Raw genomic sequence first — 25,846 nt, 5'->3', positions numbered from 1 at the left:
GTGCTAGAGTTCGCCGATTCCAACACAACGCCTCCACGGCGCGCCAAAGCGGGAGATGGGGATCTCCGGCGCGGCTGTCGGTGGCACTGCGGGGCACCATGCGGCACTGGCTGATCTTCCTGATCCTTCTCATCCTCTCGCCAGTGGCGAGCGCCATCAGCTTCGACGAGCACGTGGGGCAATTGCCGCTCGGGCGGGCGATGGATGTCTTCGAGGACGTGCGCGGCACCGCCGATATCGCCGAGATCAGCTCACCGGCGCTGGCCGCCAGCTTCCGCCACCACGAGCAGGACGTGCTCAATGCCGGCTACTCGCGCTCGGTATTCTGGCTGCGCCTGGACCTGGACTACCAGCCGCAGGCCTCGCGCGACCCGGCCAAATGGCTGCTGGAGCTGGCTTACCCGCCGCTGGACAAGCTCGATCTCTATCTGCCTGACGGCAAGGGCGGCTTCAAGCTCGCCCAGCGCACCGGCGACACCCTGCCGTTCGACAGCCGGCCAATCCGCCAGAACAATTACCTGTTCGACTTGAAGCTGGAGCCCGGCAAGCCGCTGCGCGTCTACCTGAGGCTGGAAAGCCAGGGCTCGATCCAGGCGCCGCTGACGCTCTGGTCGCCCAAGGCCTACCTCGAAGAGCAGCCGGGGCGCATCTATGTGCTGGGCATCATCTACGGCGTGCTGCTGGTGATGATGATCTACAACCTGTTCATCTTCCTCAGCGTTCGCGACACCAGTTACCTCTATTACATCCTTTATATAGCCTCGTTCGGCTTCTACCAGATCTCCGTCAATGGTGCGGGGATCGAGTATTTCTGGCCCAACAATCCCTGGTGGGCCAACGCTTCCACGCCCTTCCTGATCGGCTCGGCCGGACTGTTCGGCTGCCAGTTCGCCCGCAGCTTCCTGCATACCCGCGAGCACAGCCTGTGGATCGACCGCATACTGCGCGTGCTGATGGGCGTCGGCGCGCTGGTGATGGTGCTGGCGCTGACGGTCAGCTATGCCGTGGCCCTGCGCTTGGCCACCTACCTGGCGCTGGCGTTCACCGTGGTGATCTTCACCGCCGGCATCGTCGCCTGGCTGCGCGGCATGCGCGTGGCGCGCTACTTCATCTTCGCCTGGAGCGCCTTCCTGCTCGGCGGCATCATCAATACCCTGATGGTGCTGGGCTTGCTGCCGAACATCTTCCTCACCATGTACGCCAGCCAGATCGGCTCGGCGCTGGAGGTTGGCCTGCTGTCGCTGGCGCTGGCGGATCGCATCAACGCCATGAAGGAGGAGCGCACGCGCATCCTCCAGGAAACCAGCCGCAAGCTGGAGCAACTGAACCTGGAGCTGGCCAGCAGCAACCGCCTGAAGGACGAGTTCCTCGCCACCGTCACCCACGAACTGCGCACGCCTATGAGCGGGGTGATCGGTTCGCTGGAGCTGATGCAGACGGTGCCCATGGACATCGAGCTGACCCAGTACCACAAGACCGCCACCGGCTCGGCGCGGGACATGATGCGCATGGTCAACGACATCCTCGCGCTGATCGAGCTGCAGGCCGGCAAGCTGTACCCGCGCCGCGAGCCCTTCAGCCTGCGAGGTCTGTGCGACGGCCTGCGCGCGCAATATGCGCCGCGTGCCGAGGAGCGCGGGTTGCGCTTCGTCCTGCAGCTGGACGAAAGCTTGCCGGATACCCTCGAAGGTGATGCCGGCAAGCTGGCCCAGGCGCTGGGCTACCTGATCGACAATGCCATCAAGTTCACCCATCAGGGCGGTGTGAATCTGCGCGTTGGTGGTGTGCCGAACAGCGAGGGGCTGGCGCTGCGTATCGAGGTGCAGGACAGCGGTATCGGCTTCTCCACCCCGCCGGATGGCGCGTTGTACCAGCGCTTCTTCCAGCTCGACGGCTCGCTGACTCGCGAGTACGGCGGCCTGGGCATTGGCCTGGCGCTGTGCCGCAAGCTGGTGGCGTTGCTGGGTGGCGAACTGGTGCATGAGTCCGTGCCGGGGCAGGGCAGTCGCTTCGCCCTTGAGCTTCAGGTCGGCCAGCCGGCGCAGAGCATCGCCCCGCCGCCACGCCGCGCGGGCGGCCAGGTGCTGCGCAGCCCCGACCAGTGCACCGTGCTGGTGGTGGAAGACAACGCCATCAACCAGTTGGTGATCCGCGGCATGCTGCTCAAGCTCGGCTACCGGGTGCGCACTGCCGACAACGGTGCCGAGGCCATCGAGTTGCTGCGCAGGGAGGCTGTGGATACCGTGCTGCTGGACTGCCAGATGCCCGTGATGGACGGCTTCGCTACCTGTCGAGCGATCCGTACCTTGCCGCGTTGCGTCGATCTTCCCGTGCTGGCGATTACCGCCCACAGCCATAGCGGCGACCGCGAGCGCTGCCTGGCTGCCGGAATGAGCGACTACATGGCCAAGCCGGTGAAGTTCGAGGAGCTGCAGGCTTTGCTGCATGACTGGCTGCTGTGCCAGCCGGCGCTGCCCAGTCACGCCTGAGGCTGGACTATGCGTAGGAGCGGACTTCGTCCGCGATAGGTTCGCATCGCGCCGGATAGCATCGCGGACAGAGTCCGCTCCTACGCGATGACAAACTCCTCTGCCGGGCCAAATAAAAACGCCGCGATCCCTTTCGGTATCGCGGCGTTTGCGTTTCAGCGAGCGGTCAGGCTCAGACCTTGACGACCCAGCCTTCCGGGCCTTCCACGTCACCCTTCTGGATGCCGGTCAGCTCTTCGTAGAGGCGACGGGTCACCGGGCCGACGTCTTCGCGGCTGAAGAATACGTGCAGGTTGTCCTTGTACTGGATGCCGCCGATCGGGGTGATCACCGCAGCGGTACCGCAGGCGCCGGCTTCCTTGAAGCGCGCCAGGTCGTCGATCTGCACATCGCCTTCGACCACTTTCAGGCCCAGGCGCTGTTCGGCCAGTTGCATCAGCGACAGGCGGGTGATGCCCGGCAGCACCGAGCTGGAGCGCGGGGTGACGAACTCGTCGTCGTGGGTGATGGCGAAGAAGTTGGCCGAGCCCACTTCCTCGATGCGGCTGTGGGTGGCCGGGTCGAGGTAGATGCAGTCGGCGAAACCGTCTTTCTTGGCCTGGGCGCCCGGCATCAGGCTGGCGGCGTAGTTGCCACCGACCTTGGCGGCGCCAGTGCCGTTGGGCGCGGCGCGGTCGTAGGTGGAGATCACGAAGTCATGGGGCTTCATGCCGCCCTTGAAGTAGGCGCCGACCGGGATGCAGAACACCGAGAAGATGAATTCCGGGGCAGGGCGCACGCCGATGTTGTCGCCCACGCCGATCACGAACGGGCGCAGGTACAGGGCGCCGCCGGAGCCGTACGGGGGAATGAAGCGTTCGTTGGCGCGGACCACCTGGCGGCAGGCGTCGATGAACTGCTGTTCGGACACCTGCGGCATCAGTACGCGGGCGCAGCTGCGGGCCATGCGTGCGGCGTTCTGGTCCGGGCGGAACAGGTTGATCGAGCCGTCCTTGCAGCGGTAGGCCTTCAGGCCTTCGAAGCACTGCTGGCCGTAGTGCAGGGCCGAGGAGCCCTCGCTGATGTGCAGGGTGTTGTCTTCGGTCAGTTTGCCGTCGTCCCACAGACCATCGCGCCAGTGGGAGATGTAGCGGAAGTCGGTCTTGATGTAATCGAATCCGAGCGCGCCCCAGTCGATGTCTTTCTGTTCCATGGTTGCCTCATTCAATGGGATTGCCTGCGGCCATTCGTCTGCCAGGGCATGGCGGGCGAGCATCCGCATGGTGATTTCGGGACCCTGACGGCGGGCGCTGCCTGAATCACCAGGATTCCGCTACGCGGGGGGAGCGACGTCCCCCGCTTGATGGTACCGCCAGGACTCCACCAGGACTTGCCATGATACCGGCGATATTCGCGGCTGTGGGGGCCTGCCTGCGAATATCGCTGCCATCAGTCGCATCGGGAGCCGAGCGACCCCGGCGCAGGGTCACGGACAGCAATGCCCTGTCCGGAGGCGGAATTTGCTGACCGTCTGTTGGCTTCGGGCCGTGCATCCAGCTGAAAAAAGACATTTATATGAATGTCATTTCGTATGCTGAATGAATTTTCCGTCATTCCGACTGGCTGGAATTCCCCTGGGGGAATAGCGAGCGGCTGATGAAACGGGCCGTCTCGTGCAGGCTGGCGCCGATCTGCTCGAGCTTCTCGCGCTCATGTTGGGCGCTGATGCCGATGCCGGAAATGATGAAGCGAGGCTGGCGGTCGTGGTCGATGATTGCGCTGGCGACCATGCTGACGCCGCGATAGAGATGGTCCTGGTCGATGGCCCAGCCGCGCTCCAGGGTGGCGGCTGCATCGCTGTGGTATTCCTCGAAGCTTGGCGGGCTTTCCCAGCGTACGCGGGTCAGGCGGCGGCGCAGTTCGTCGTCCGGAAGGTTGCGCAGGCCGGCGACGCAGCGCCCGGCGGCGCCTACCAGTTCCGGCAGGCGCGAGCCGACGGCGACGTTGACGTGCGCTGCGGTTGGCGCGGACACCGCGATCACGCGGATGTGCGCATCGTCGGTGACCTGCCACAGGGCGATCAGGATGTTGTGGCTGGTGCTCAGGCGTTCCAGTTCCGGTTGGATAAGGTCGGCGTAGCTGCGGCCGATGAAGCTCACCGCCAGCTCCGACAGGCCCAGCCCCAGGCGGTAGGTCTTGGTGTCGTTGTTGAACGAGGTCAGCTGCTCGTTGGTCAGGGTGCGCAGGATGTTGAAGGTGGTGCTCGGGCTGACTCCCGTGGCGCGGGCGATGGCGGTTGCGCCCTCGGGGCCTTCGGCGTTGGCCAGGTGGCGGAGGATCTGGATGGCGTTCACCACGGCGCCTACATCCTTGGCGCTGCCGGTGCGTTTGCTGCTGGCTTCTTCGACGGTCTTTTCAGTGGTCATATTCTGCATTCTGATTGACATTCAGTATTGTGAATGTATTCTGACCCTGCGACGCCTGCAACGGCTTCCGTGAAGCTGGCTTGGCATGGGCGGTAACGCACTTTGCAACAAAGGCAGAACAAGAACAAAGGAGAAACCTCAATGGTGGATTTCCCCGACCGCAACATGCCAGGGCCCGAAGCGCAGTACCTTGCCTTCCTTGCCCAGGGGCAATTCATGTTGCAGCGCAGCGCCTCCACCGGCCGGCACGTGTTCTACCCGCGCACCCAGGTGCCGGGCAGCGGCGAAACGGACCTGGAATGGGTTCCCGCCAGTGGCCTGGGCACCCTTTATGCCCTGACCGTCAATCGCGCCCGCAGCGGTGACTACAACGTCGCCCTGATCGACCTGGATGAAGGCGTGCGCATGATGTCGCGTATCGAAGGGCACCTCAGCCTGCCGATCGGCACCCGCGTCAAGGCGCGCATCGCCCAGCAGGAGAGTGGCGCCGTCGTCGTCTTCGAGCCTCTCGCGGAGGTGCAGGCATGAGCCAGGTACTGCGCGGCAAGACCGCCATCGTCGGCATCGGCAGTGCCGGTATCGGCGAAGCCCACGGCTACAGCGCCATGGAACTGCTCGGTCAGGCGTCGATGAAAGCCATCGCCGATGCCGGGCTGAAACTCTCGGACATCGACGCGGTGTTCTCGGCCACCAGCTCCCACGCCTTCCCGACCCTATCGGTCTGCGAATACCTGGGCATCAAGCCGAAGTTCGTCGATGGCACCAATGTCGGCGGCTCCAGCTTCGAGCTTCACCTTCTGCAGGCGACCCTGGCCCTGGAGGCCGGCCTGTGTGACGCAGCGCTGATCTGCTATGGCTCCAACCAGCGTACCGCTGGCGGCAAGCTGGTATCGATGAGCGAGCCGCAGTGGCACGAAACACCCTACCAGCCACGCCACCCGATCACCGCCTATGCGCTGGCTGCCAGCCGGCACATGCATCAATACGGCACCACCCGCGAGCACCTGGCCGAAGTGGCCGTGGCCGCGCGGGGGTGGGCCAACCTCAATCCCGAGGCCTTCGCCCGTGGCCCGCTGAGCATCGATGACGTGCTCGCCGCACGGATGGTCAGCGACCCGCTGAGCAAGGCCGACTGCTGCCTGGTCACCGATGGCGGCGGCGCCTGCGTGATGGTGCGCGCCGAACGCGCGCGGGACCTGCCCAAGGCGCCGATCTACTTCCTCGGCGCGGCCGGCGCGCAGTGGCACCGTTCCATCGTTGCCATGCCCGACCTCACCGTCACTGCCGCTTCCGAGAGCGGTCCACGCGCCATGCAGATGGCCGGCGTGAAGCACTCGGACATCGACCTGGTGATGGTCTACGACGCCTTCACCATCAATACGATCCTGTTCCTCGAAGACCTCGGCTTCTGCCCGAAGGGCGAGGGCGGCCGCTTCGTCCAGGGCGGGCGCATCGCTCCTGGTGGCGAGCTGGCGGTGAACACCAACGGTGGCGGGCTGTCCTGTGTGCATCCGGGCATGTACGGCATGTTCCTGATCATCGAGGCGGTTACCCAGTTGCGCCGACAGGCCGGTGAGCGCCAGTTGAAGAAAGCCGACGTCGCGCTGCTGCATGGCAACGGCGGGACCTTGTCCAGCCAGGTCACCGCGCTGCTCGGCACCCAGAACGTGCTCTGAAATCCGGGCAAGACGCCCTCCCGGTGGCCGCCCGCGATAAGCATGCGGCCCGCCGTGGACGCGCTCGCCCTCGCGCCGGGACGGCCTCGTCCGGCACCCGTTATCTGTTCAGGTGGAACGTCATGTCAGTGAGTCACTTGCAACACACAGCCTTCGCCAGCCTTACCCCGCTGATCCAGCCGCGCTCGGTCGCCGTGGTCGGCGCTTCCAGCGACCCGCACCGCATCGGTGGCCGCCCCATCGCCTACATGCTGCGCAACGGCTTCACCGGCCGCATCCTGCCGGTGAACCCCAATCGCACGGAGATCCAGGGCCTGCCGGCCTATGCCAGCGTCGACGCGCTGCCTGAGGCGCCGGACGTGGCGATCATCGCGGTGCCGGCGCCGCAGGTGCTGGAGACCGTCCAGGCGCTGGGTCGCAAGGGCGCGCGCAGCGCCATCGTGTTCTCCTCGGGCTTCAGCGAAGTCGGCGAGGAGGGCGTGGCCATGCAGGACGCCATCGTCGAAGCCGCCCGCGTGGCGAACATGCGCCTGCTGGGTCCGAATGCCCTGGGCGTGTTCAACGCCAACCTGGGCTACTACGCCTTCTTCTCCACCAGCCTGGAGCGTGGCATCCCGCTGGCCGGGCGAGTCGGCATCGCCACCCAGTCCGGGGCGTATGGGGCGCACCTGCTCGGCCTGTCGCGGCAGCGCGGGCTGGGTACGCCGATCTGCGTCGCCACCGGCAACGAGGCCGACGTCACCCTGGGCGACGCCATCGGCTGGCTGGTGGAATCGCCGGAGGTCGACGTGGTGATGGCCTACGCCGAATCCATCCGCAACGTCGACAGCTTTCTCGCCGCGCTCGAAGCGGCCCATCGCGCCGGCAAGCCGGTGATCCTGCACAAGGTCGGGCGCAGCGAGCTGGGCGGTCGCGCGGCCATGTCGCATACCGCCTCCCTGGCTGGCGACGACAAGGTGCTCGATGCGGTGCTGGCCGACTACGCGGTGGTCCGCGCGCGTACCACCGAAGAGCTGGTGGACATCGCTTACCTCGCCACCCAGCGCATCTACCCGGTGAACAACAGCCTGGGAATGATCACCGTCAGCGGTGGCGCCGGGATCATCGTCAGCGATGCTGCCGAGGACGTCGGCCTGCCCATGCCGCCGATGCCGGAAGCGGCCCAGGCGCGCCTGAAGCAGCGCCTGCACTATGCCTCGCCGCTCAACCCGGTGGACTGCACGGCCCAGGCGCTCAACGACCTGAGCCTGGTGCACGACTTCACCGAGTCCATGGTGGTGGACGGCGGTTACCGCTCGCTGATCGCCTTCTTCACCCAGGCCGGCACCGCTGCCTCCATCGGCCCGCGCCTGGCCGAGCAGTTCGCGCGGATCAAGGTCGATCACCCGGACCGCCTGTTCGTGGTCTCGGTGATGGGCGAGGGCGAGGAGCTGGCGCCGTACCAGAAGGCCGGCTTCGCTCTGTTCGAGGACCCGACCCGTGCCGTGCGCGCCATCCAGGCCATGGGCCAGTTGGGCGAAGCATTCGCCCGGCCGCTGCGCAGGATTCCTGTGCCAGGCGGCGTTGAGCTGCCGGCCAGCACGCCCGGTGAGGCCGAAGCCAAGCAATTGCTGGCGCGCGCCGGCATCGAATCGGCGCCCGAACGTGTGCTGAAAAGCGCTGCGGAAGCCGCTGCATTCGCCGAACAGATCGGCTTCCCGGTGGTGCTGAAAATCGCCTCGGCGGACATCCTGCACAAGTCGGAAATCGGCGGCGTGCTGCTCAACGTGAACAGCGCCCAGGCCGTGCGCGACGGCTACTCATTGCTGCTCGAACGTGCCGCCGAACACGCGCCGAACGCCCGCTTCGATGGCGTGCTGGTGGCGCGTCAGCTGCAGGGCGGCGTCGAGTGCTTCATGGGCATCCAGCGTGACCCGCAGTTCGGCCCGGTGGCGGTGTTCGGCCTCGGCGGCATCTTCGTCGAAGTACTCAAGGACGTGGTGTTCCGCCGTTGTCCGTTCGGCGTCGACGAGGCCGAACAGATGATCCGCAGCATCAAGGGCGCGCCGCTGCTGCTGGGCGCCCGTGGTCGTCCGGTGACCGATATCAAGGCCCTGTCACGGGTGCTCTCGCAGCTCTCGCAGTTCGCCGCCGAAGCGGGCCCGCGCCTGCGTTCGGTGGACCTCAACCCGGTCTTCGCCATGCCTGAAGGGCAGGGCGCCTGGGCCGCCGACGCGGTGCTGGAAGTGGAGGAGGTGGCCCATGGCGCTGAATCCTGAGCACCTGCTGAACTACCCGATCCCGGAAGTACGCCAGCGCTTCAGCCGTCACGACAGTGCCTTCTACGCGCTGTCGGTGGGCCTCGGCGCGGACCCGATGGATGAGCACCAGCTGACCTTCGTCGATGCCAACCGCGAACTCCAGGCGCTGCCCTGCATGGCGGTGGTGCTCGGTCATCCCGGCTTCTGGCTGGGCAACCCGGACACCGGCGTCGATGCCCTGCGCCTGGTCCACGGCGAGCAGAGCATCGAATGGCTCAAGCCGCTGCCGGTGGAAGGCGAAGTGATCGGCCGCACCCGCGTTACCGGGCTGGTCGACAAGGGCGCCGGCAAGGGCGCGCTGCTCTATAGCGAGAAGGTCGTCAGCGATGCGCAGAGCGGTGAGGTGCTGGCGATTGCCCGCGGTACCACCTTCCTGCGTGGTGACGGCGGTTTCGGCGGCGACAGCCAGTCGCTGAGCCAACCGCACCGTCTGCCCGAGCAGGCGCCGGACCTGGTCATCGACCTGCCGACCCGCCCCGAGCAGGCGCTGCACTACCGCCTGAACGGCGACGACAACCCGATCCACGCCAGCCCCGCGGCGGCGGCTCGCGGTGGTTTCCCGCGGCCGATCCTGCATGGCCTGTGCACCCTGGGCGTGGCCTTCCACGCGCTGCTGCGCGGCTTCGCCGACTACCGCGCGGAGCGTTTCGCCCATCTGCAGGTGCGCTTCTCCGCACCGGTTTTCCCCGGCGAAACCCTGCGTACCGAAATCTGGAATGACGGCTCCTTCCGCACCCGCGTCGTCGAGCGCGACGTGGTGGTACTGGACAACGGCCGCGTGCGCCTCACCCCGGACAGTGGAGAACTAGCCGGGCGGGCCTAGCGCGACGACGACCTCAACCAACCTGCGAGAACAACAACAATGAACGCACCCGACAGCTTGGCCCAGGGCACCGCGATACCGCGGCGGACCCTGGTGATCGCCTTCCTCTTCTGCTTCCTGGGTCTGCTCGCCGACGGCGCCGACCTGATGTTCCTTGCCTACAGCCTGAACAGCCTGAAGGCTGAGTTCGGCCTCTCCAACTTCGAGGCCGGCTCGCTGGGCAGCGTGACCCTGGCCGGCATGGCCATCGGCGGCATCTACGGTGGCTGGGCGTGCGACCGCTTCGGCCGGGTGCGGGTGGTGACCTGGACCATCCTGGTGTTCTCCGTCGGCACCGCGCTACTCGGGCTGGCGCACAACTTCTGGGCCTTCGCGCTGATCCGCTTCGTCTCCTCGCTGGGCCTGGGCTCGCTGTTCGTCGCCTGCAACATCCTGATGTCCGAGTTCGTCACCGCGAAGTACCGCACCACCATCCTGGCGACCATGCAGGCCGGCTGGACCGTGGGCTATCTGGTGGCGACCGTTCTTGCCGGGCAGATCATCCCCGACTACGGCTGGCGCGCGCTGTTCTTCACCGCGATCGGCGCGGCGCTGATCTGCCTGGCGCTGCGGCCCTGGGTGCCGGAGTCGCCGTCCTGGCTGGCGGCCCGTGCGCAACGGGTGCAGCAGGCCAGCAGCGGTCGCCAGCAAGCGGTCGCCAGTGGCGGCATGCGCCAGTTGCTGGTCGATCCGTCCACCCGCCGTATGTTCGTGCTCTGGAGCCTCACCTCGTGCTTCCTGCTGTTCGGCTACTACGGCACCAACAACTGGATGCCCTCGTACCTGGAAAGCGAGCTGGGCATGAACTTCAAGTCCATGACCGGCTACATGGTCGGCACCTACACCGCGATGATCCTCGGCAAAGTGCTCGCCGGGATCGCCTCGGACCGTTTCGGCCGCCGCGCCACCTTCGCCGCCGGCGCCATCGGCACCGCGATCTTCATGCCGGTGATCGTGTTCTGGCACACGCCGGACAACATCGTCTGGATCCTTGCGCTGTTCGGCTTCATCTACGGCGTACCGGTGGGCGTGCTCGCCACCTACATGACCGAGAGCTTCTCCACCCAGGTACGCGGCGCTGCCGTGGGTACCTCCTACAACCTCGGCCGCATCGGCGCGGCGGTGGCCCCGGCGGCCATCGGCCTGCTGGCCTCCCACGTGTCCATCGGCGCGGGCTTCCTGGTGATGGGCATCACCTACGTCATCACCGGCCTGATCCCGGCGCTGCTGATCCCCAACCGCTTGTATGACCCGAACCGCGAAGCGCGCACGGCGCCGCCCGGCACACCCGCACGTGCGCCGACGCACAGCGCAGCCCGCCCGCTGGGCCAACCCGTTACGGAGGAAAGCCTGCGATGACCGATTTCACCCGCGCCGCCAAGGCGCCCGGGCCGGACATGTTCCCCCGCGATCGATACACCTTCCAGGAGTTCCTCGGCCTGGAGCGCTGGGTCGATGGCGAGGTGGTGCGGGTGCGCCTGCGCCACCGCCCGGAGCTGATGAACTACATCGACAGCTTCCACGGCGGTGTGCTGATGAGCGTGCTCGATGCCGCCATGGCCGGCGCGATCCGCGCGCAGATGCCGGGTTGCTCGATGGTCACCATCGACATGGCCACCCACTTCATGGGCAGCACACGCGGCGAGATCAACGCCGTCGGCCGGGTGCTCAAGCGCACCCGCACGCTGTGCTTCTGCGCGGCGGAAATCTTCGACCAGGCCGGCGAGCTGATCGCCAGTGCCACCGGCAGTTTCAAGTACCGGCCCGCGGCGGCCGGAGCTGTTCAACCGACACGGGAATGATGAAATGACCGACCACACCGCGATGGCCGAGGAACGCGAAGAGCGCCTGCGGCTGATCCGTGACAGCGCCGCCTCCCTGGTCCCGCGCGGCGGCGACCTGGGCCGGGTGCGCCGTCTGCGCTTCCAGCAGGCGAGCGTCGACCGCGATGCCTGGGGCGAAGTCTGCGCCATGGGATGGCCGGGCCTGCGCCTCGCCGAGGAGCTGGGCGGCAGCGGGCTGGGCATGGCCGAGTATGCGGCGCTGCTGGAAGAGCTGGGCCGTGGCCTGCTGCCCGAGCCGCTGATCGAGGCGAGCCTGGTGGCGCCGCTGCTGCCGGCAGACGAGCGTGATGCGCTGTTGGCCGGCGAGCGGCTGATCCTGCCGGCCGGCATCGGTTATGAAGCGGAAGCGGCATTGCCGGTACTGCGCGACGGCCAGCTGCGTGGCGAGATCGCCCACGTGGCGCTCGGTGCTGCGGCCGATGCCTGGCTGGTCGCCTGCAACGCCGGCCTTGCCCTGGTGCAGCGCAACGCCGAAGGGCTCAGCCTGCATCAGGAAGCGACCCAGGACGGCGGCCACCTGGCGCGCCTGCGCTTCGACGGCACGCCAGCGCAACTCGTCGAGTCCACGCCCGCCGCCCTCGACGAAGCGGCGCTGGCCTGCTCGGCCTATCTGGTCGGGCTGATGGACGCGGCCTTCGAACAGACACGCGACTACCTCGGCGTGCGCCGCCAGTTCGGCCGCGAGATCGGCAGCTTCCAGTCGCTGCAGCACCGCATGGTCGATCTGAAACTGCAGATCGAACTGGCCCGCGCCATCGTCGGCGAAGCGGCCGCCGCGCTGGATGACGGCGCGCCGACCGCCCAGGTACAGCGGCTGGTGTCCACCGCCAAGGTGCGTGCCGCCGAAGCGGCCATGCTGGTCACCCGCCAGGCGATCCAGCTGCACGGCGGCATCGGCTACACCGACGAGGCCGACATCGGCCTGTTCCTGCGCCGCGCCATGGTGCTGCTCAACAGCCAGGGTTCGCTGGCCTTCCACCGGGCGCGCTACATCGCCCTGCTGCATGCGGAGGTGGCGTGATGAGCGAGATGCTGCTGCAGGAAACTCATGGCTCGGTGCGCCTGCTGCGTTTCAACAATCCGGCGCGGCGCAATGCGCTGTCCCCCGCATTGCGCGCCGAGCTGCTCGACGCGCTGCGTGAAGCGGACGCCGATCCTGCCGTGCGCAGCGTGGTCCTCACCGGTTCGGCAGAAGTCTTCAGCGCCGGCGGTGATCTGAGCGACATGCACGTCACCGACTTGAATGCCGGCCGCGTGCGCATGCAGAAGAACGCTGACCTGATCCGCCAGATGCTGCGTATGGGCAAACCCATCATCGCCGCCATCGAAGGCTGGGCGGTGGGCGCCGGGCTGTCGGTGGCGCTGGCCTGCGACAGCCTGGTTTGCGGTGGCACGGCGCGCTTCGCCGCCGGCTTCGGCAAGGTCGGCTTGATCGCCGATCTCGGCCAGCTGCACACCCTGCCGGCGCGCATCGGCAACGGTCGGGCGCGGCAGGTGCTGATGTTCGGCCAGGTGATCGAGGCCGAGGAAGCGCTGCGCATCGGTCTGGTTGACCAGCTCTGTGCACCGGGTGCCGCGCTGGATGCGGCGCTGGCACTGGCCGCGAAGGTCGAGGAGCAGGCGCCGCTGGCGCTGTCGCTGACCAAGGCCCTGCTGGCCGATGGCCTGGAACTGCTGCTCGAACGCGAAGGCGATTTCCAGAGCCAGCTGTTCCTCAGCGCCGACCACGCCGAGGGCAAAGCGGCCTTCCTCGAAAAACGTTCCCCGAATTTCCGGGGCCAGTAATCAGGAGAACCATGACATGACCGATTACAACGCCCTCGAAGATGGCGAATTCCGCCGGCTGGTGCGCGAGTGGGTCGCCGCCAACTACCCGCAGCGCATCCGCAACCCGGCTCACCGCCTGGGCCGCGACGACACCTGGGAGTGGTACCAGGCGCTGTCGCGGCAGGGCTGGCTGTGCCCCGGCTGGCCGGTGCAATTCGGCGGCATGGGCCTGTCCGCCGGCAAGCAGCTGATCATGATCGAAGAGATGGAAAACTACGGCTGCGCGCGCCTGCCCGACAGCGGTATCACCATGCTCGGCCCGCTGCTGATCCGCTACGGCACCGACGCCCAGCGCGAGCGTTTCCTGCCGCGCATCCTCAGTGGCGAGGACATCTGGTGCCAGGGCTACAGCGAGCCCAACGCCGGCTCCGACCTCGCCAGCCTGCGCACCGAGGCGGTGTTGCGCGATGGCGAATGGGTGATCAACGGCCAGAAGACCTGGACCACCATGGGCACCGAGGCCAACTGGATCTTCGTGCTGGCGCGCACCGAGCGCAGCGCCAAGGCACAGCAGGGCATCAGCTTCCTGCTGGTGCCGATGGACAGCCCCGGTGTCGAGGTGCGGCCGATCCTCAACCTCGAACTGCAGGGCGAATTCTGCGAGGTGTTCTTCAACGATGTGCGCGTGCCGGAGGCGAACCTCGTCGGCGCGGTCAACCACGGCTGGGGGATGGCCAAGGCACTGCTCGGTTTCGAGCGCATCTTCCTCGGCTCGCCCAAGCAGGCCACCTTCGCCCTTGAGCGCCTGGTGCGCCTGGCCCGTCACCAGGGCCTGTGGGACGACCCGGTGTTCGCCCAGCGCTTCGCCGCGCTGAGCATGGACCTGGACTGCCACAAGGCGCTCTACGAGCGCTTCGCCGAACGCCTGCGGCGCGGCGAGGAGCTGGGCCCGGATGTTTCCCTGCTGAAGATCCACCAGTCCGAGCTGTACCAGCGCATCAGCGAGCTGGGACTGGAGATCGCCGGCGCCGATTCGGCGCTGCTCAACCCCTTCAGCGACGACCCTGAACTGCACCCGGCGGGCATCTTCATCCAGTCGCGGCCCACCACCATCTACGGCGGCACCAACGAGATCCAGCGCAACATCCTGGCCAAGGCCGTGCTCGGCCTGCCGAGCTGATCGTGCGCACAACGAACCTCAAACACGAATTGAAGTAAGGAACGAGCAATGACCCAACGACTCAACGAAGGCAAGGTAGCGATCGTCACCGGCGCCGGTGGCGGCATTGGCCGCGAGATCGCCCTGGCCCTGGCCGACAGCGGTGCGCGGGTACTGATCAACGATATCGGCGTGTCCCTGCAGGGCGAGGGCGGCTCGGCTTCCCCGGCCGAGGAAACCCTCGGGCTGATCCGCCAGCGCGGCGGCGACGGCGCCATCAATACCGACAGCGTGTCGGACTGGGACAGCGCGCGGCGCATCGTCTCCAGCGCCATCGATGCCTTCGGCCGCGTCGACATCGTGGTCAACAATGCCGGCATCCTGCGCGACACCATCTTCCACAAGATGAGCGCCGAGGACTGGCTGTCGGTGATCAACGTGCACCTCAACGGCAGCTTCTTCGTCAGCCGCGCCGCCGCCGAGCACTTCCGCGCGCAGAACAGCGGCGCCTTCGTGCACATGACCAGCACCTCGGGGCTGATCGGCAACTTCGGCCAGGCCAACTACTCGGCGGCCAAGCTGGGCATCGTCGCCCTGAGCAAATCCATCGCCCTCGACATGCAGCGCTACAACGTGCGCTCCAACTGCATCGCGCCCTTCGCCTGGAGCCGCATGACCGACTCCATCCCGGCCGAGACCCCGGAGCAGAAAGCGCGGGTGGAAAACCTGCAACGCATGACTCCGGACAAGAACGCGCCGCTGGCCGTGTACCTCGCCTCCGATGCCGCCAGTGCGGTCAACGGCCAGGTGTTCGCCGCGCGCAACCACGAGATCTTCCTGATGAGCCAGAGTCGCCCGCTGCGCAGCGTGCACAGCGACAACGGCTGGACCCCGCAGAGCATTGCCGAGCACGGCATGCCGGCGCTGCGCGGCAGCTTCATGGACCTGGCGCGCAGCCCGGACGTGTTCTCCTGGGACCCGATCTGACCCTTCGGAGGACAGGCGCATGTTCAAGACCCGATTCACCGAAACCTTCGGCGTCGAACACCCGATCATGCAGGGCGGCATGCAGTGGGTGGGCCGCGCCGAGATGGCGGCAGCGGTGGCCAACGCCGGTGGCCTGGCGACGCTCTCGGCGCTGACCCAGCCGACCCCGCAGGCGCTGGCCGACGAGATCGCGCGTTGCCGCGAACTCACCGACAAGCCCTTCGGCGTCAACCTGACGCTGCTGCCGACGCAGAAGCCGATCCCCTACGCCGAGTACCGCGCGGTGATCATCGAGAGTGGCATCCGCGTCGTCGAAACCGCCGGGAACAATCCCGGCGAGCACATCGCCGAGTTCCGCCAGCATGGGGTCAAGGTTATCCACAAGTGCACGGCGGTGCGCCATGCGCTCAAGGCCGAGCAACTGGGTGTCGACGCGGTGTCCATCGACGGCTTCGAGTGCGCCGGGCATCCGGGCGAGGATGACATTCCCGGCCTGGTATTGCTGCCCGCCGCGGCCAACCGGCTGCGTGTGCCGATCATCGCTTCCGGTGGTTTCGCCGACGGCCGAGGGCTGGTGGCGGCGCTGGCGCTGGGGGCCGATGCGATCAACATGGGTACGCGTTTTCTCAGCACCCGCGAATGCCCGATCCACCCGCAGGTCAAGGCGGCCATCCGCGCCGCCGACGAGCGCTCCACCGACGTGATCATGCGTTCGCTGCGCAACAGCGCACGGGTCGCGCGCAATGCCATCAGCCAGGAAGTGCTGGCCATCGAGGCGCGCGGCAACGCCACCTATGCCGACATCGCCACCCTGGTCAGCGGCCTGCGCGGGCGCACGGTCTACGAGCAGGGCGACACCGACCTGGGCATCTGGTCGGCGGGCATGGTCCAGGGCCTGATCGATGACGAACCGAGCTGCAAGGAACTGCTGCGCGGCATCGTCGAGCAGGCGCGCGAGCTGATCCGCGAGCGACTGGAGGGTTTGCTTATCCAGTGATTTTCCATGTGGCGGCGTGGGAGCAAGCGTTTCTTCTGGAGGCTATGCGCGGAGGCTCCCTCTCCCTAACCCTCTCCCTGAAGGGAGAGGGGACTGTCCGGTGCAGGATCACACCACTGCATCAGCCGGCACGGTCAGCTCCCTCTCCCTTCAGGGAGAGGGCGGGGGAGAGGGGCTCGTACTGACTTCCAGACAGCAGCGGCGCCGCCTTCACCTCACCTGACGAAGAGACAACAACAATGAAAAATCTTCCCGTACGGGCGCTCGTTTCGAGCTTCGCCTGCCTGCCTCTGTTCGCCCACGCGGACTTCATCGCGGACAGCAAGGCCAACCTGGAACTGCGCAATTTCTACTTCAACCGCGACTATCGCCAGAGCGGTGCCGCGCAGTCGAAATCCGAGGAGTGGGCGCAGGGTTTCCTGCTGCGCTTCGAGTCGGGCTACACCGAGGGCACGGTCGGCGTGGGCGTCGATGCGCTCGGCCTGCTGGGCATCAAGCTGGACTCCAGCCCCGACCGTACCGGCTCCGGCCTGCTGCCGTATTCGGCCAGCGACAAGCGCGCCGCCGACGACTACAGCGACCTGGGCGTGACCGCCAAGCTGCGTGCCTCCAAGAGCACCCTGAAGGTCGGCACGCTGCTGCCGAAAATGCCGGTGGTGCAGTACAACGATACCCGCCTGCACCCGCAGACCTTCCAGGGTGGCCTCGCCGAGATCAACGAGATCGACGGCCTCACCGCGCAACTCGGCCAGCTGCGCCAGGTGAAGCAACGCGACTCGACCAACGACGAAGACCTGTCGATGACCCGTGGCAACAAGCGCAACATCGTGCTCGGCAGCCATACCAGCAGCGACCGCTTCAACCTCGCCGGCGGCACCTACCGCTGGACCGATAACCTCAGCACCAGCTACCACTACGGCGGCCTGGAAAACTTCTACCGCCAGCACTACCTGAGCGTGGTCCACACGCTGCCCATCGCCGAGGGCCAGTCGCTCAAGTCCGACATCCGCTGGGCGAGTTCCACCGATGATGGCGGCAGCAATGTCGACAACCGCGCGCTCAACGCACTGTTCACCTACCGCATCGGCGGCAGCGGCTTCGGCGTGGGCTACCAGCGCATGTCCGGCGACACCGGCTTCGCCTACCTGTCCGGCACCGACCCGTACCTGACCAACTTCGTGCAGATCGGCGACTTCGCCAACAAGGACGAACGCTCCTGGCAGGCGCGCTACGACTATGACTTCGCCGGCCTTGGCCTGCCCGGCCTGACCTTCATGACGCGCTACCTGCAGGGCGACCACATCGACCTGCTCAACGGCCAGGGGCGCGGCAAGGAATGGGAGCGCGACACCGACATCGGCTACGTGGTGCAGAACGGCCCGTTCAAGAACCTTGGTTTCAAGGTGCGTAACGGCGCCTTCCGCAGCGACTTCGGCAACGACATCGACGAAACACGGGTCATCGTCAGCTACCAGATGCCGCTCTGGTAATCATCGTTACGGGCGGTGGCGGTTTGGCCAGAATCGCCCCGTCCGTGGCGGGAATGTCCCTTTCAGGTAAAGTCTGAACCGTGATTCACTGCTTTCAATGCAATGAATCAGGGTTCAGACCATGGCTTACCGGCAAACCGAGGCCCGCTTGCAAAAGGACGGTGAACAGCGCGAGCGCATCCTCGAGCTGGCGCTGGCGCGGGTTGCCGACGGCGGCTTCGCCGCGCTGACCATGCAGAGCCTGGCGGATGACGCTGGCATCGCCACCGGCAGCCTCTATCGGCACTTCAGCGGCAAGGGCGAACTGGCCGCCGAAGTCTTCGCCCGCGCCAGCCAGCGCGAGGTCGATGCCTTGGGCGTGCTACTGAAGGATTCGGGCAGCGCCGCCGAGCGCCTGAATCGAGGCCTCCACCAGTTCGCCGCCCGTGCCTGGGGTAGCCGCCAACTGGCCTTTGCGCTGATCGCCGAGCCAGTTGATCCAGAGGTGGACGAGCAGCGCCTGGTCTACCGCGAAGCCTATGCCGCACTGTTCACCACGCTGCTGGAGCAGGGTATCGCCACCGGAGAGTTCCAGTCCCAGCCGGTGCAACTCACTGCCGCCTGCCTGGTCGGCGCCATCGCCGAGGCGCTGATCGGCCCGCTCTCGCCGCCGGCCCGCGCCGCGCGGGATGCCGGTGAGTCCAAGGTTTCCCTGGAGGACGTCAGCGACGCCCTCGTGAACTTCTGCCTGCGCGCCGTCGGTGCGTTCCCTGCTGCTTTGCCAAAACCTGCCAGGCCCACGCCTGTGATGGAGGACCAGCCATGATCCCGCACCAGTACGCCGAGACCCACGAAGTGACCAACCAGGTGCCGCCGCTGGATGGCGCCAACCTCTATCGCGTCGACGTGCCGCTGCAGGAGTGGGTGCGCCGCTACGGCGGCGGCTTCGCCGAGCAGAAGCTCGACGCCTATGGCGCGCTGGCGGGTGGCCCGCTGATGGCGGCGGGCTTTCTGGCCAACGAGAACAAGCCGGTGTTCAAGTCCCATGACCGCTACGGCCATCGCGTCGACCTGATCGAATTCCACCCGGCCTACCACGAGCTGATGCGCGCCTCCATCGAGGCCGGTATCCCGTCCATGCCCTGGACCGACCCGCGTGCCGGCGCCCACGTTGCCCGCGCCGGCCTCAGCTATCTGCACAGCCAGGCGGAGGCCGGCACCGGCTGCCCGCTGACCATGACCTTTGCCAGCGTGCCGGCTATCCGCCTGCAGCCGGACATCGCCGAGAAGTGGCTGCCGAAGATCCTTTCCACCGAATACGACCCGCGCAACCTGCCCATCGAGCAGAAGGCCGGCGCCACCATCGGCATGGCCATGACCGAGAAGCAGGGTGGTACCGACGTGCGCGCCAATACTACCCGCGCCTACCCGGTGGGCATTCCCGGCCCGGGCCAGGCCTACGAGCTGGTCGGCCACAAGTGGTTCTGCTCGGCGCCGATGTGCGACGCCTTCCTCACCCTGGCCTACACCGACAAGGGCCTGACCTGCTTCCTGCTGCCGCGCCACCGCCCGGACGGCAGCCGCAACGAGTTCTACATCCAGCGCCTGAAGAACAAGCTGGGCAACTGGTCCAACGCCTCCAGCGAAGTGGAATACCGGGGCGCGCTGGCGTGGATGGTCGGCGAGGAAGGCCGCGGCGTGCCGACCATCATCGAGATGGTCGCCATGACCCGCTTCGACTGCATGATCGGTTCCAGCTCGCTGATGCGCCAGGCGCTGACCCAGGCCGCGCACCACTGCGCCTACCGCCAGGTCGGCGGTCGCGTGCTGGCCGAGCAACCGCTGATGCAGAACGTGCTGGCCGACCTCGCCCTGGAAAGCGAAGCCGCGCTGGCCCTGACCATGCGCATGGGCCGCGCCCTGGACCACCTGCACGACGAACAGGAAGACAAGTTCGCCCGCCTGGTTACCGCCGTGGGCAAATACTGGATCTGCAAACGTGCCCCCGTGATGATCAACGAAGCTGCCGAATGCCTGGGCGGCGCCGGCTACGTCGAGGACACCATCCTTCCGCGCCTGTACCGCGAAGCGCCGGTCAACTCCACCTGGGAAGGCTCGGGCAACGTGCAGTGCCTGGACGTGCTGCGCGCCCTGTCCAAGGAGCCCGGCGTGCTCGACGCACTGTTCGCCGAGCTGGGCGACGGTCATGGTGACGCGCGCCTGGCCTCGTTCATCGGCAACCTCAAGGCTTCGTTCGCCGACACCCAGGACATCCAGTACCGCGCCCGCCAGCTCACCGAGAACGTCGCCGTCGCCCTGCAGGCCAAGCTCCTGTTGGAAGCGGGCAACTCGGTGGTCTCCGACGCCTTCATCGCCAGCCGCCTGGACGACGGCGGCCGCGTCTACGGCACCCTGCCGCGCGGGGTGAACGTGGAAGCACTGGTGGCGCGGGCGACGCCGCATCTGGCGTGAGGAAATTTCAGTAGAAGTTTTCGGGTTGAACGGTCGCTGGCCGATCAATAGGTTGCAGGAGGAGTGTTCTTCGCTGGTACCGGGATGAGCCTCGTTGGTGTTCATTTCGGTACGGGCAGCTCAGCAGTGAGGTTGCCTTGATCTAACGAATTGAAGGCCTATGCCAAGCGTCAGGTGGTTGAGCAACTGAAAAGCGGAGGACTGATCCGATGAACAATCTGTTGCAGCACCGGGGTTACTACGGCTCCATCGAAGCCAGCCCGGAAGTCAACTGCCTGTTCGGCAAGCTGCTGTTCATCCGCGCCCTGGTCAATTACGAAGGCGAAACCGTCGCCGGGCTGGCCGGCTCGTTCAGGGGGGGCGGTCGATGACTACCTGGCTGACTGCGCTGGGAGGGGCGTCGAACCGGAAATCCCCTGCAAGGGCTCCTTCAACGTGCGCGTGGGCCACGAACTGCATATGGCGGCCAGCATCGCGGCCATCCAGCAGAACATCACGCTGAACGACCTGACGCGCCGCGCGTTGAGTGAGTACATCGAGCAGCACGCTTAAGAGATTTCTCTGGCGCCTGGCTGACAGCTGTCATGCGCCGCGGGTGAGTTTTTCCAGTGCGGCAGTCGCCAGGAACGAAGAGCGACTCTTTACGCCGTGCAGGCGTACATGGTTGTCGATGCGTTGGATGATGTAGCCGGGTAGGGTGACGTTGACCTTTTCGGTCTTGCCCAGGTACGGGGTGATATCGATTTCCAGCAGGCCCCAGCCCATTCCTTCGAAATCAGGATGGCTGCGGTGCGCTGCGACGCTGCTCGGAAAGGGTACTTCCTGGCCGGCTCCGGCAATCTCTTCGAGCATGAGGTGCGCGACTTCGACGGCCGCTGCATACGCCTCCTCGTAGGTGTCGCCAGCAGTGACTGCTCCGGGAATGTCCGGAATGTGGATACCGATGGCCGTTTCGTCGTTGCCCCATTCGATGGCGATTGGGTATTGCATGTCAGCCTCCTGAATGCGTCGAATCAAATCAGGCCGGCGCGCTTTCTGATGCTTCGTACCGTGCCGATGGGTAGGTCCTTCTTCGGATGAGGAACGGGAACCGAGTAAGAGCGGTTGGGGTGAGTGAAGACATGATGGCTGCCGGTAATCCGTTGAAGCGCCCATCCTGCTGCTTCCAGTTCCTTGATCAGCTCCCTGTTCTGCACGGCCTCATCCTTTGCTGATGATCATTTTAATACCTCCAGGGTTATATTTAAAGTTAGTTGAATAACCCTGGAGGCATGTTTGTTCAGATACCCGTTCGCGATCGTAGCGAGCGCCACCAGCCGGTGCGGGGCATAGTGTCGGTTTTGGGCTGGAGCAATTGCGGCACATCGCTGTAGCGGACCCACAGTTGGTCGTTCCACTCCAGCAGGGCGATGTCACGGCTTTCCCAGCGCAGCAGGGAGCGGCGTGGGTGCTGGACGGGGAGGGTGGGGCCGCGCAGGGCGGGGATGACTTCCTGGGTTACCCACTGCCGTAGGCTGCGGTTTTCCGCGTGGCGGTAGCGGGTGAGCAGGGTGAAGAAGCCGGCTTCGCTGACCAGCCAGGTCTCTTCCTCGCCACTTTGGGTTTGAAGGCGTACCTGGCGGCGCAGGTCGGCGTCGAGGCGATGCTGGGTGAAGTGTTCGGCCTGGCAGCTCATCAGGCCGCCCAGGTCACGGGCGGCGAACCAGGGTTGATCTTCCAGCATCAGGGCGCGAAGCGGGCGCTGATGGCGCATGAACACAGTTGCGTTGAGAACTTCGTTATTCATTGAGGTACCAGTCCAAATTGAGTGAAGGTACCTGCCCCCGCCGCCGTCAATCGAAGGGTGGCAGATCGCGCGGGGTTGACGGACCGGCATTTGGACAAACCGGCAGACCCATCCAGAGAATGGGCCTCCCTGCGCGACCGGCCATTGAGCGTGACTGCATGAAATGCAGATGCACAATGGTATGTAAAGGTGCTCGCCACCTTCACACTCATCGCAAGACGCAAGTGCGTCCAAAAATTGTCAGGCCGTCAAACCCGGCTGCGGGATTGACCGCAGCGCGGCCAATCTAACGGCGGCACCTCGATAAACAAGACGCTTCCGGCAGCTTGGGACGCCCCGACACGCGATATACGAAAACGGAAGTCCGCCTGGTAATTCGGGCTGTCATCCGCACTCGCGGGCATTGATTCTGTCATAGGCTTTCTTCAACCCTTCCGCTCGTCCTGCCGGTGTTCAATCTGTCATCCCTTTCTGTGACGGAAGCAGGCAAGATGGAGCTGATCGTTCAGACAGGATGCCCACCATGAGTCTTACGACTGGCGACGAGTTCTTCGTCGCGCAGACCGCCGAAGAGGCCGTCGATCAACTGGCCGTGCTCCACGAGCGCGCCACCGGCGCCCTGAACCAGGCGCTCAAGCGGTACCTGAAGGACCGCGAAGTTCCCGACGCGCAGCAGCGCGAACAATTCCGCTACCCGCTGCTGCGGGTGACCTACCTGTGCCAGGGCGAAGTGCCATCCACCACCCGCGCCTACGCCAAGGTCCAGGTGCCCGGCACTTACGCGGTGACCATCACCCAGCCCAAGGCCTTCCGCAAATACCTGCTCGAGCAGCTACGCCCGCTGATGGAAGATTTCACCGTGCGCGTGGAAGTCGGTGTCAGCCAGCAGAACATTCCTTACCCCTACGTGGTGGAGAGCGGCGACGAGCTGGGCGGCTCCGGCGTGACCGCCGCCGAGCTGGCGCGGGTTTTCCCCAGCACCGACCTGTCGGCCACTTCCGATGGCGTGGCTGACGGCCTGTACGAATGGGAGAACGCCGACCCGATGCCGCTGGCGCTGTTCGACGCCGCGCGTACCGACTTCTCCCTGCGCCGCATGGTGCATTACACCGGCAGCGACTGGCGCCATGTGCAGCCGTGGATCCTGCTGACCAACTACCACCGCTACGTCGACCAGTTCATCCACCTGGGCCTGGAGCGCCTGCGCGATGACCCGCGCTTCGTGCGCATGGTGTTGCCGGGCAATGTGATCATCGAGCGCGGCCTTGATGCCGGCGAGGCCAATGCCATCGTCGCCAGCGTCGAGTGGCATCGCTTCCAGATGCCGGCTTACCACCTGATCGCCGAGGATGGCGACGGCGTGACCCTGGTGAACATCGGTGTCGGCCCGTCCAACGCGAAGAACATCACCGACCACCTCGCCGTGCTGCGACCGCACTGCTGGCTGATGGTCGGCCACTGCGGAGGCCTGCGGCAGTCGCAGACCATTGGCGACTACGTGCTGGCCCACGCCTACATGCGCCGCGACGGCATTCTCGACCGCGTGCTGCCGCCGCACATCCCGATTCCGGCGCTGGCCGAAGTGCAGCTGGCGCTGCAAGAAGCCGCCGCGTTGGTCACCGGCGAACGCGGCGACCAGCTCAAGCGCCGCCTGCGCACGGGCACCGTGCTTACTTACGACGACCGCAACTGGGAGCTGCACTGGGCCCAGGAGCGCCCGCTGATCAACCTGGCGCGGGCGATTGCGGTGGACATGGAAAGCGGCACCATCGCCGCCCAGGGCTACCGCCTGCGGGTGCCCTACGGCACGCTGCTGTGCGTCTCGGACAAGCCGCTGCACAGCGAGATCAAGCTGCCCGGTGCCGCCACGGCGTTCTACCAGCGCGCGGTGAGCCAGCACCTGTCCATCGGCATCGCCGCCGTCGACCTGCTGCGCACCCAGCTCAACTCGCTGCACTCGCGCAAGCTGCGCAGTTTCGACGAGCCGCCGTTCCGCTGATCTGCGACAGGGCGCGGAGCGCCTGCCGGGGGGATGGTGGTCGCCTCAGCTGCATCAAGGAAGCAGCGTAGGGCGCATAACGCGCCAGCGTTATCCGCCCTACGGTGCTGAAGAAAGCCGATGGAGAGTGTTGCCGATGACCGATCCTCGCAAGACCCCGGCGGGCCGCGTGCTCGCCCTGCTCGACCTGACTTCGCTGAACGCCGGCGATGACCTGCAAAGCACTGTGGACCTCTGTCGCCGCGCGCTGACGCCCTACGGCGACGTGGCGGCAGTGTGTGTTTCGCCGAAGCTGGTGCACGTGGCGCGCCGCACGCTCAACACCTTGGGCGGACGCAGCGTGAAGGTCGCCAGCGTGTGCAACTTCCCCGCTGGCAACGCTCCGCTGGCCGATGTCGTGGAGGAGGTACGCAAGACCCTCGCCGAAGGCGCGGACGAGATCGACCTAGTCTATCCGTGGCGTAAGCTCAAGGCCGGCGAGCCAACCGGCGCGGTGGAACTGATCCGTACCTGCAAGACGCTGTGCGGGCCGTACCACCGGCTCAAGGTGATCCTGGAGACCGGCGAACTGGACGATCCGGAACTGATCCGCACGGCCTGTCGCGAAGCCATCGCTGGCGGCGCCGACTTCCTTAAGACCAGTACCGGCAAGACGGCGGTGAATGCCACGCCGGATGCCGTGCGGGTGATGCTTGAAACCATCGAGGAAGAGGGTGGCAAGGTCGGCCTGAAAGTCTCCGGCGGGCTGCGCACGCTGGCCGATGCGCAGGGCTACCGGGCGCTGGTGGAGGAGCGTTTCGGCGCTGGCTGGATCACCCCGGAGCATCTGCGCTTCGGGGCTTCGTCGTTGCTCGATGATCTGCTGCGCGAGTTGGGCGCCGAGGCCAAGCCCATCTCCACGCGCAGCTACTGAACCGCCCGCGTTGACGCAGCCCGAGGCGGGCCTAGAATGCTCGCCTCCCGCGCCACGGGGAACCGTGGCGCGACCCTCCGGTCGGACCTTTGCCGACCTCTTCTGCTGGTGATTGCATGCCCTTCCGCGCCCCCTCGCACCTGACCAACCCCTTGCGCCGCTTCGCCCGCCGCCTGGTGGAAAACGGCACGCCCGAAGTCGCCGCGCCGCTTCCGCTGCCTGACAGCATCGCCGGTGAACCCTGGTTCTCCGTGGGCAAGGCGGTGGAAGGCCTCGGTGGGGAACGGGTAGACGGCTGGTGCCTGGAGGAGTGGCCGGGCCTGGCCTTGCGTGCCGGCTTCAGCGCCTGCTGGCGCGATGCCCAGGGCCGCCTGTGGAACGTGCTGCCGGGCGGCGAGGCCATCGCCTTCCTGCCCGACCCGAAGCGCCGTTACGAAGGTGTACCGCTGGCCGAACAGCTGCATGCGCTGGAGCGTGACGAGCTGCTGGAGGACTACCTCTGGCTCAGCCGCGAGTTGAGCAAACCGCAGATGGATGACGAGCGCCGGGAGGTTCGCGAGTCCATGCGCCAACGGCTGGAAAGCTGGCTGGAGCTGGGCGGCAGCGGCGACAAGCCGTGCCCGTGCAACAGCGGCAAGCGCTATCGCAATTGCTGCAGCAAGCGGGTTCGCGAGAACTGAGACTGCTCTTCGTGGGAGCGAGCTGCTGGCGACTTTTTGAG

23 protein-coding genes and 1 pseudogene are annotated in these 25,846 nt (G+C 66.3%); 19 read left to right on the top strand and 5 right to left on the bottom strand.

Annotated features, from left to right (window positions below; translation table 11 throughout):
• Positions 1 to 98 precede the first annotated feature (98 nt).
• The gene (locus G4G71_RS28765; RefSeq protein WP_169942166.1) at positions 99 to 2,489 is read left to right on the top strand and encodes a hybrid sensor histidine kinase/response regulator; all 2,391 of its coding nucleotides are present in this window, start codon (positions 99 to 101) and stop codon (positions 2,487 to 2,489) included.
• Between the two features lie 172 nt (positions 2,490 to 2,661).
• Here the strand turns inward: G4G71_RS28765 and G4G71_RS28760 are convergent, their stop codons facing one another.
• Both G4G71_RS28760 and G4G71_RS28755 read right to left on the bottom strand, forming a co-directional pair.
• Complete coding sequence (locus G4G71_RS28760; protein ID WP_169942164.1) at positions 2,662 to 3,681, bottom strand: branched-chain amino acid aminotransferase; 1,020 nt, start codon at positions 3,679 to 3,681, stop codon at positions 2,662 to 2,664.
• A gap of 397 nt (positions 3,682 to 4,078) precedes the next feature.
• A complete protein-coding gene (locus tag G4G71_RS28755) occupies positions 4,079 to 4,894 on the bottom strand; it encodes an IclR family transcriptional regulator (protein WP_169942162.1) in 816 nt (271 codons plus the stop codon).
• Positions 4,895 to 5,035: 141 nt separating this feature from the next.
• Here G4G71_RS28755 and G4G71_RS28750 point away from each other — a divergent pair, with 141 nt between their 5' ends.
• From G4G71_RS28750 to G4G71_RS28680, 15 genes and pseudogenes are all read left to right on the top strand, one after another.
• Positions 5,036 to 5,422: a Zn-ribbon domain-containing OB-fold protein gene (locus G4G71_RS28750; protein WP_169942159.1), complete on the top strand. Its 387-nt coding sequence runs from the start codon at positions 5,036 to 5,038 to the stop codon at positions 5,420 to 5,422.
• The gene (locus G4G71_RS28745; RefSeq protein ID WP_169942157.1) at positions 5,419 to 6,570 is read left to right on the top strand and encodes a thiolase; all 1,152 of its coding nucleotides are present in this window, start codon (positions 5,419 to 5,421) and stop codon (positions 6,568 to 6,570) included. Before G4G71_RS28750 ends, G4G71_RS28745 begins: the two co-directional genes overlap by 4 nt.
• Before the next feature lie 122 nt (positions 6,571 to 6,692).
• Positions 6,693 to 8,828, top strand: a complete 2,136-nt coding sequence (locus tag G4G71_RS28740) for an acetate--CoA ligase family protein (RefSeq protein WP_169942155.1) — start codon at positions 6,693 to 6,695, stop codon at positions 8,826 to 8,828.
• A complete protein-coding gene (locus G4G71_RS28735; protein ID WP_169942153.1) occupies positions 8,812 to 9,693 on the top strand; it encodes a MaoC/PaaZ C-terminal domain-containing protein in 882 nt (293 codons plus the stop codon). The genes G4G71_RS28740 and G4G71_RS28735 overlap by 17 nt, the downstream gene beginning before the upstream one ends.
• Before the next feature lie 39 nt (positions 9,694 to 9,732).
• Positions 9,733 to 11,091 carry an MFS transporter gene (locus G4G71_RS28730; protein WP_169942151.1) on the top strand — a complete coding sequence of 453 codons (1,359 nt, stop codon included), beginning with the start codon at positions 9,733 to 9,735 and terminating at the stop codon, positions 11,089 to 11,091.
• Between the two features lie 38 nt (positions 11,092 to 11,129).
• Positions 11,130 to 11,534, top strand: coding sequence for a PaaI family thioesterase (locus tag G4G71_RS28725; RefSeq protein ID WP_169942864.1), 405 nt, complete (start codon positions 11,130 to 11,132; stop codon positions 11,532 to 11,534).
• 4 nt (positions 11,535 to 11,538) lie between these two features.
• Positions 11,539 to 12,597 (top strand): acyl-CoA dehydrogenase family protein, encoded by a 1,059-nt coding sequence (locus tag G4G71_RS28720; RefSeq protein WP_169942150.1) that lies wholly within the window; start codon positions 11,539 to 11,541, stop codon positions 12,595 to 12,597.
• Between the two features lie 8 nt (positions 12,598 to 12,605).
• Positions 12,606 to 13,361 (top strand): enoyl-CoA hydratase/isomerase family protein, encoded by a 756-nt coding sequence (locus G4G71_RS28715; RefSeq protein ID WP_169942862.1) that lies wholly within the window; start codon positions 12,606 to 12,608, stop codon positions 13,359 to 13,361.
• 16 nt (positions 13,362 to 13,377) lie between these two features.
• Positions 13,378 to 14,523 (top strand): acyl-CoA dehydrogenase family protein, encoded by a 1,146-nt coding sequence (locus G4G71_RS28710; protein ID WP_169942147.1) that lies wholly within the window; start codon positions 13,378 to 13,380, stop codon positions 14,521 to 14,523.
• A 48-nt stretch (positions 14,524 to 14,571) separates the two neighbouring features.
• Complete coding sequence (locus G4G71_RS28705; RefSeq protein WP_015475457.1) at positions 14,572 to 15,489, top strand: SDR family NAD(P)-dependent oxidoreductase; 918 nt, start codon at positions 14,572 to 14,574, stop codon at positions 15,487 to 15,489.
• A gap of 19 nt (positions 15,490 to 15,508) precedes the next feature.
• Positions 15,509 to 16,486: an NADH:ubiquinone reductase gene (locus G4G71_RS28700; protein ID WP_169942145.1), complete on the top strand. Its 978-nt coding sequence runs from the start codon at positions 15,509 to 15,511 to the stop codon at positions 16,484 to 16,486.
• Positions 16,487 to 16,725: 239 nt separating this feature from the next.
• A complete protein-coding gene (locus G4G71_RS28695; RefSeq protein ID WP_169942143.1) occupies positions 16,726 to 17,976 on the top strand; it encodes an OprD family porin in 1,251 nt (416 codons plus the stop codon).
• A 121-nt stretch (positions 17,977 to 18,097) separates the two neighbouring features.
• Positions 18,098 to 18,781 carry a TetR/AcrR family transcriptional regulator gene (locus G4G71_RS28690; protein ID WP_169942141.1) on the top strand — a complete coding sequence of 228 codons (684 nt, stop codon included), beginning with the start codon at positions 18,098 to 18,100 and terminating at the stop codon, positions 18,779 to 18,781.
• A complete protein-coding gene (locus tag G4G71_RS28685; protein WP_169942138.1) occupies positions 18,778 to 20,427 on the top strand; it encodes an acyl-CoA dehydrogenase family protein in 1,650 nt (549 codons plus the stop codon). Before G4G71_RS28690 ends, G4G71_RS28685 begins: the two co-directional genes overlap by 4 nt.
• 209 nt (positions 20,428 to 20,636) lie before the next feature.
• Positions 20,637 to 20,979 (top strand): annotated as a pseudogene (locus G4G71_RS28680) (type II toxin-antitoxin system HicB family antitoxin).
• Positions 20,980 to 21,009: 30 nt separating this feature from the next.
• Here G4G71_RS28680 and G4G71_RS28675 read toward each other — a convergent pair.
• The 3 genes from G4G71_RS28675 to G4G71_RS28665 form a co-directional block, all read right to left on the bottom strand.
• Complete coding sequence (locus tag G4G71_RS28675; RefSeq protein WP_169942136.1) at positions 21,010 to 21,417, bottom strand: type II toxin-antitoxin system HicB family antitoxin; 408 nt, start codon at positions 21,415 to 21,417, stop codon at positions 21,010 to 21,012.
• Positions 21,418 to 21,440: 23 nt separating this feature from the next.
• Positions 21,441 to 21,623, bottom strand: a complete 183-nt coding sequence (locus G4G71_RS28670; RefSeq protein WP_169942134.1) for a type II toxin-antitoxin system HicA family toxin — start codon at positions 21,621 to 21,623, stop codon at positions 21,441 to 21,443.
• Positions 21,624 to 21,706: 83 nt separating this feature from the next.
• Positions 21,707 to 22,213, bottom strand: coding sequence for a BRO-N domain-containing protein (locus G4G71_RS28665; RefSeq protein WP_169942132.1), 507 nt, complete (start codon positions 22,211 to 22,213; stop codon positions 21,707 to 21,709).
• A gap of 523 nt (positions 22,214 to 22,736) precedes the next feature.
• On the opposite strand from G4G71_RS28665, the gene amn reads away from it, so the two are divergent.
• From amn to G4G71_RS28650, 3 genes are all read left to right on the top strand, one after another.
• On the top strand, positions 22,737 to 24,212 hold the full coding sequence (gene amn, locus G4G71_RS28660; RefSeq protein ID WP_169942130.1) for an AMP nucleosidase: 1,476 nt from the start codon (positions 22,737 to 22,739) through the stop codon (positions 24,210 to 24,212).
• Between the two features lie 136 nt (positions 24,213 to 24,348).
• Entirely contained in the window at positions 24,349 to 25,125 is a 777-nt protein-coding gene (gene deoC, locus G4G71_RS28655) for a deoxyribose-phosphate aldolase (RefSeq protein ID WP_169942128.1), read from the top strand.
• A 116-nt stretch (positions 25,126 to 25,241) separates the two neighbouring features.
• Positions 25,242 to 25,805, top strand: a complete 564-nt coding sequence (locus tag G4G71_RS28650) for an SEC-C metal-binding domain-containing protein (protein ID WP_169942126.1) — start codon at positions 25,242 to 25,244, stop codon at positions 25,803 to 25,805.
• Positions 25,806 to 25,846 lie beyond the last annotated feature (41 nt).

Origin of the sequence: Pseudomonas multiresinivorans, from assembly GCF_012971725.1 — a bacterium.
In the GTDB taxonomy this organism is placed as follows: Bacteria; Pseudomonadota; Gammaproteobacteria; order Pseudomonadales; family Pseudomonadaceae; genus Pseudomonas; species Pseudomonas multiresinivorans.
The sequence above is the reverse complement of the archived record's forward strand: the minus strand, read 5'-3'. Positions and strand labels throughout refer to the sequence as shown.

What these genes read in the sequence shown, in the direction of transcription:
- deoC (WP_169942128.1), top strand. Translation starts at nt 24,349, where the DNA reads ATGACCGATCCTCGCAAGACCCCGGCGGGCCGCGTGCTCGCCCTGCTC.
- G4G71_RS28720 (WP_169942150.1), top strand. Translation starts at nt 11,539, where the DNA reads ATGACCGACCACACCGCGATGGCCGAGGAACGCGAAGAGCGCCTGCGG.
- G4G71_RS28755 (WP_169942162.1), bottom strand. Translation starts at nt 4,894, where the DNA reads ATGACCACTGAAAAGACCGTCGAAGAAGCCAGCAGCAAACGCACCGGC.
- G4G71_RS28745 (WP_169942157.1), top strand. Translation starts at nt 5,419, where the DNA reads ATGAGCCAGGTACTGCGCGGCAAGACCGCCATCGTCGGCATCGGCAGT.
- G4G71_RS28675 (WP_169942136.1), bottom strand. Translation starts at nt 21,417, where the DNA reads ATGCAATACCCAATCGCCATCGAATGGGGCAACGACGAAACGGCCATC.
- amn (WP_169942130.1), top strand. Translation starts at nt 22,737, where the DNA reads ATGAGTCTTACGACTGGCGACGAGTTCTTCGTCGCGCAGACCGCCGAA.
- G4G71_RS28740 (WP_169942155.1), top strand. Translation starts at nt 6,693, where the DNA reads ATGTCAGTGAGTCACTTGCAACACACAGCCTTCGCCAGCCTTACCCCG.
- G4G71_RS28700 (WP_169942145.1), top strand. Translation starts at nt 15,509, where the DNA reads ATGTTCAAGACCCGATTCACCGAAACCTTCGGCGTCGAACACCCGATC.
- G4G71_RS28705 (WP_015475457.1), top strand. Translation starts at nt 14,572, where the DNA reads ATGACCCAACGACTCAACGAAGGCAAGGTAGCGATCGTCACCGGCGCC.
- G4G71_RS28735 (WP_169942153.1), top strand. Translation starts at nt 8,812, where the DNA reads ATGGCGCTGAATCCTGAGCACCTGCTGAACTACCCGATCCCGGAAGTA.
- G4G71_RS28730 (WP_169942151.1), top strand. Translation starts at nt 9,733, where the DNA reads ATGAACGCACCCGACAGCTTGGCCCAGGGCACCGCGATACCGCGGCGG.
- G4G71_RS28665 (WP_169942132.1), bottom strand. Translation starts at nt 22,213, where the DNA reads ATGAATAACGAAGTTCTCAACGCAACTGTGTTCATGCGCCATCAGCGC.
- G4G71_RS28650 (WP_169942126.1), top strand. Translation starts at nt 25,242, where the DNA reads ATGCCCTTCCGCGCCCCCTCGCACCTGACCAACCCCTTGCGCCGCTTC.
- G4G71_RS28685 (WP_169942138.1), top strand. Translation starts at nt 18,778, where the DNA reads ATGATCCCGCACCAGTACGCCGAGACCCACGAAGTGACCAACCAGGTG.
- G4G71_RS28765 (WP_169942166.1), top strand. Translation starts at nt 99, where the DNA reads ATGCGGCACTGGCTGATCTTCCTGATCCTTCTCATCCTCTCGCCAGTG.
- G4G71_RS28695 (WP_169942143.1), top strand. Translation starts at nt 16,726, where the DNA reads ATGAAAAATCTTCCCGTACGGGCGCTCGTTTCGAGCTTCGCCTGCCTG.
- G4G71_RS28725 (WP_169942864.1), top strand. Translation starts at nt 11,130, where the DNA reads ATGTTCCCCCGCGATCGATACACCTTCCAGGAGTTCCTCGGCCTGGAG.
- G4G71_RS28750 (WP_169942159.1), top strand. Translation starts at nt 5,036, where the DNA reads ATGGTGGATTTCCCCGACCGCAACATGCCAGGGCCCGAAGCGCAGTAC.
- G4G71_RS28715 (WP_169942862.1), top strand. Translation starts at nt 12,606, where the DNA reads ATGCTGCTGCAGGAAACTCATGGCTCGGTGCGCCTGCTGCGTTTCAAC.
- G4G71_RS28690 (WP_169942141.1), top strand. Translation starts at nt 18,098, where the DNA reads ATGGCTTACCGGCAAACCGAGGCCCGCTTGCAAAAGGACGGTGAACAG.
- G4G71_RS28760 (WP_169942164.1), bottom strand. Translation starts at nt 3,681, where the DNA reads ATGGAACAGAAAGACATCGACTGGGGCGCGCTCGGATTCGATTACATC.
- G4G71_RS28710 (WP_169942147.1), top strand. Translation starts at nt 13,378, where the DNA reads ATGACCGATTACAACGCCCTCGAAGATGGCGAATTCCGCCGGCTGGTG.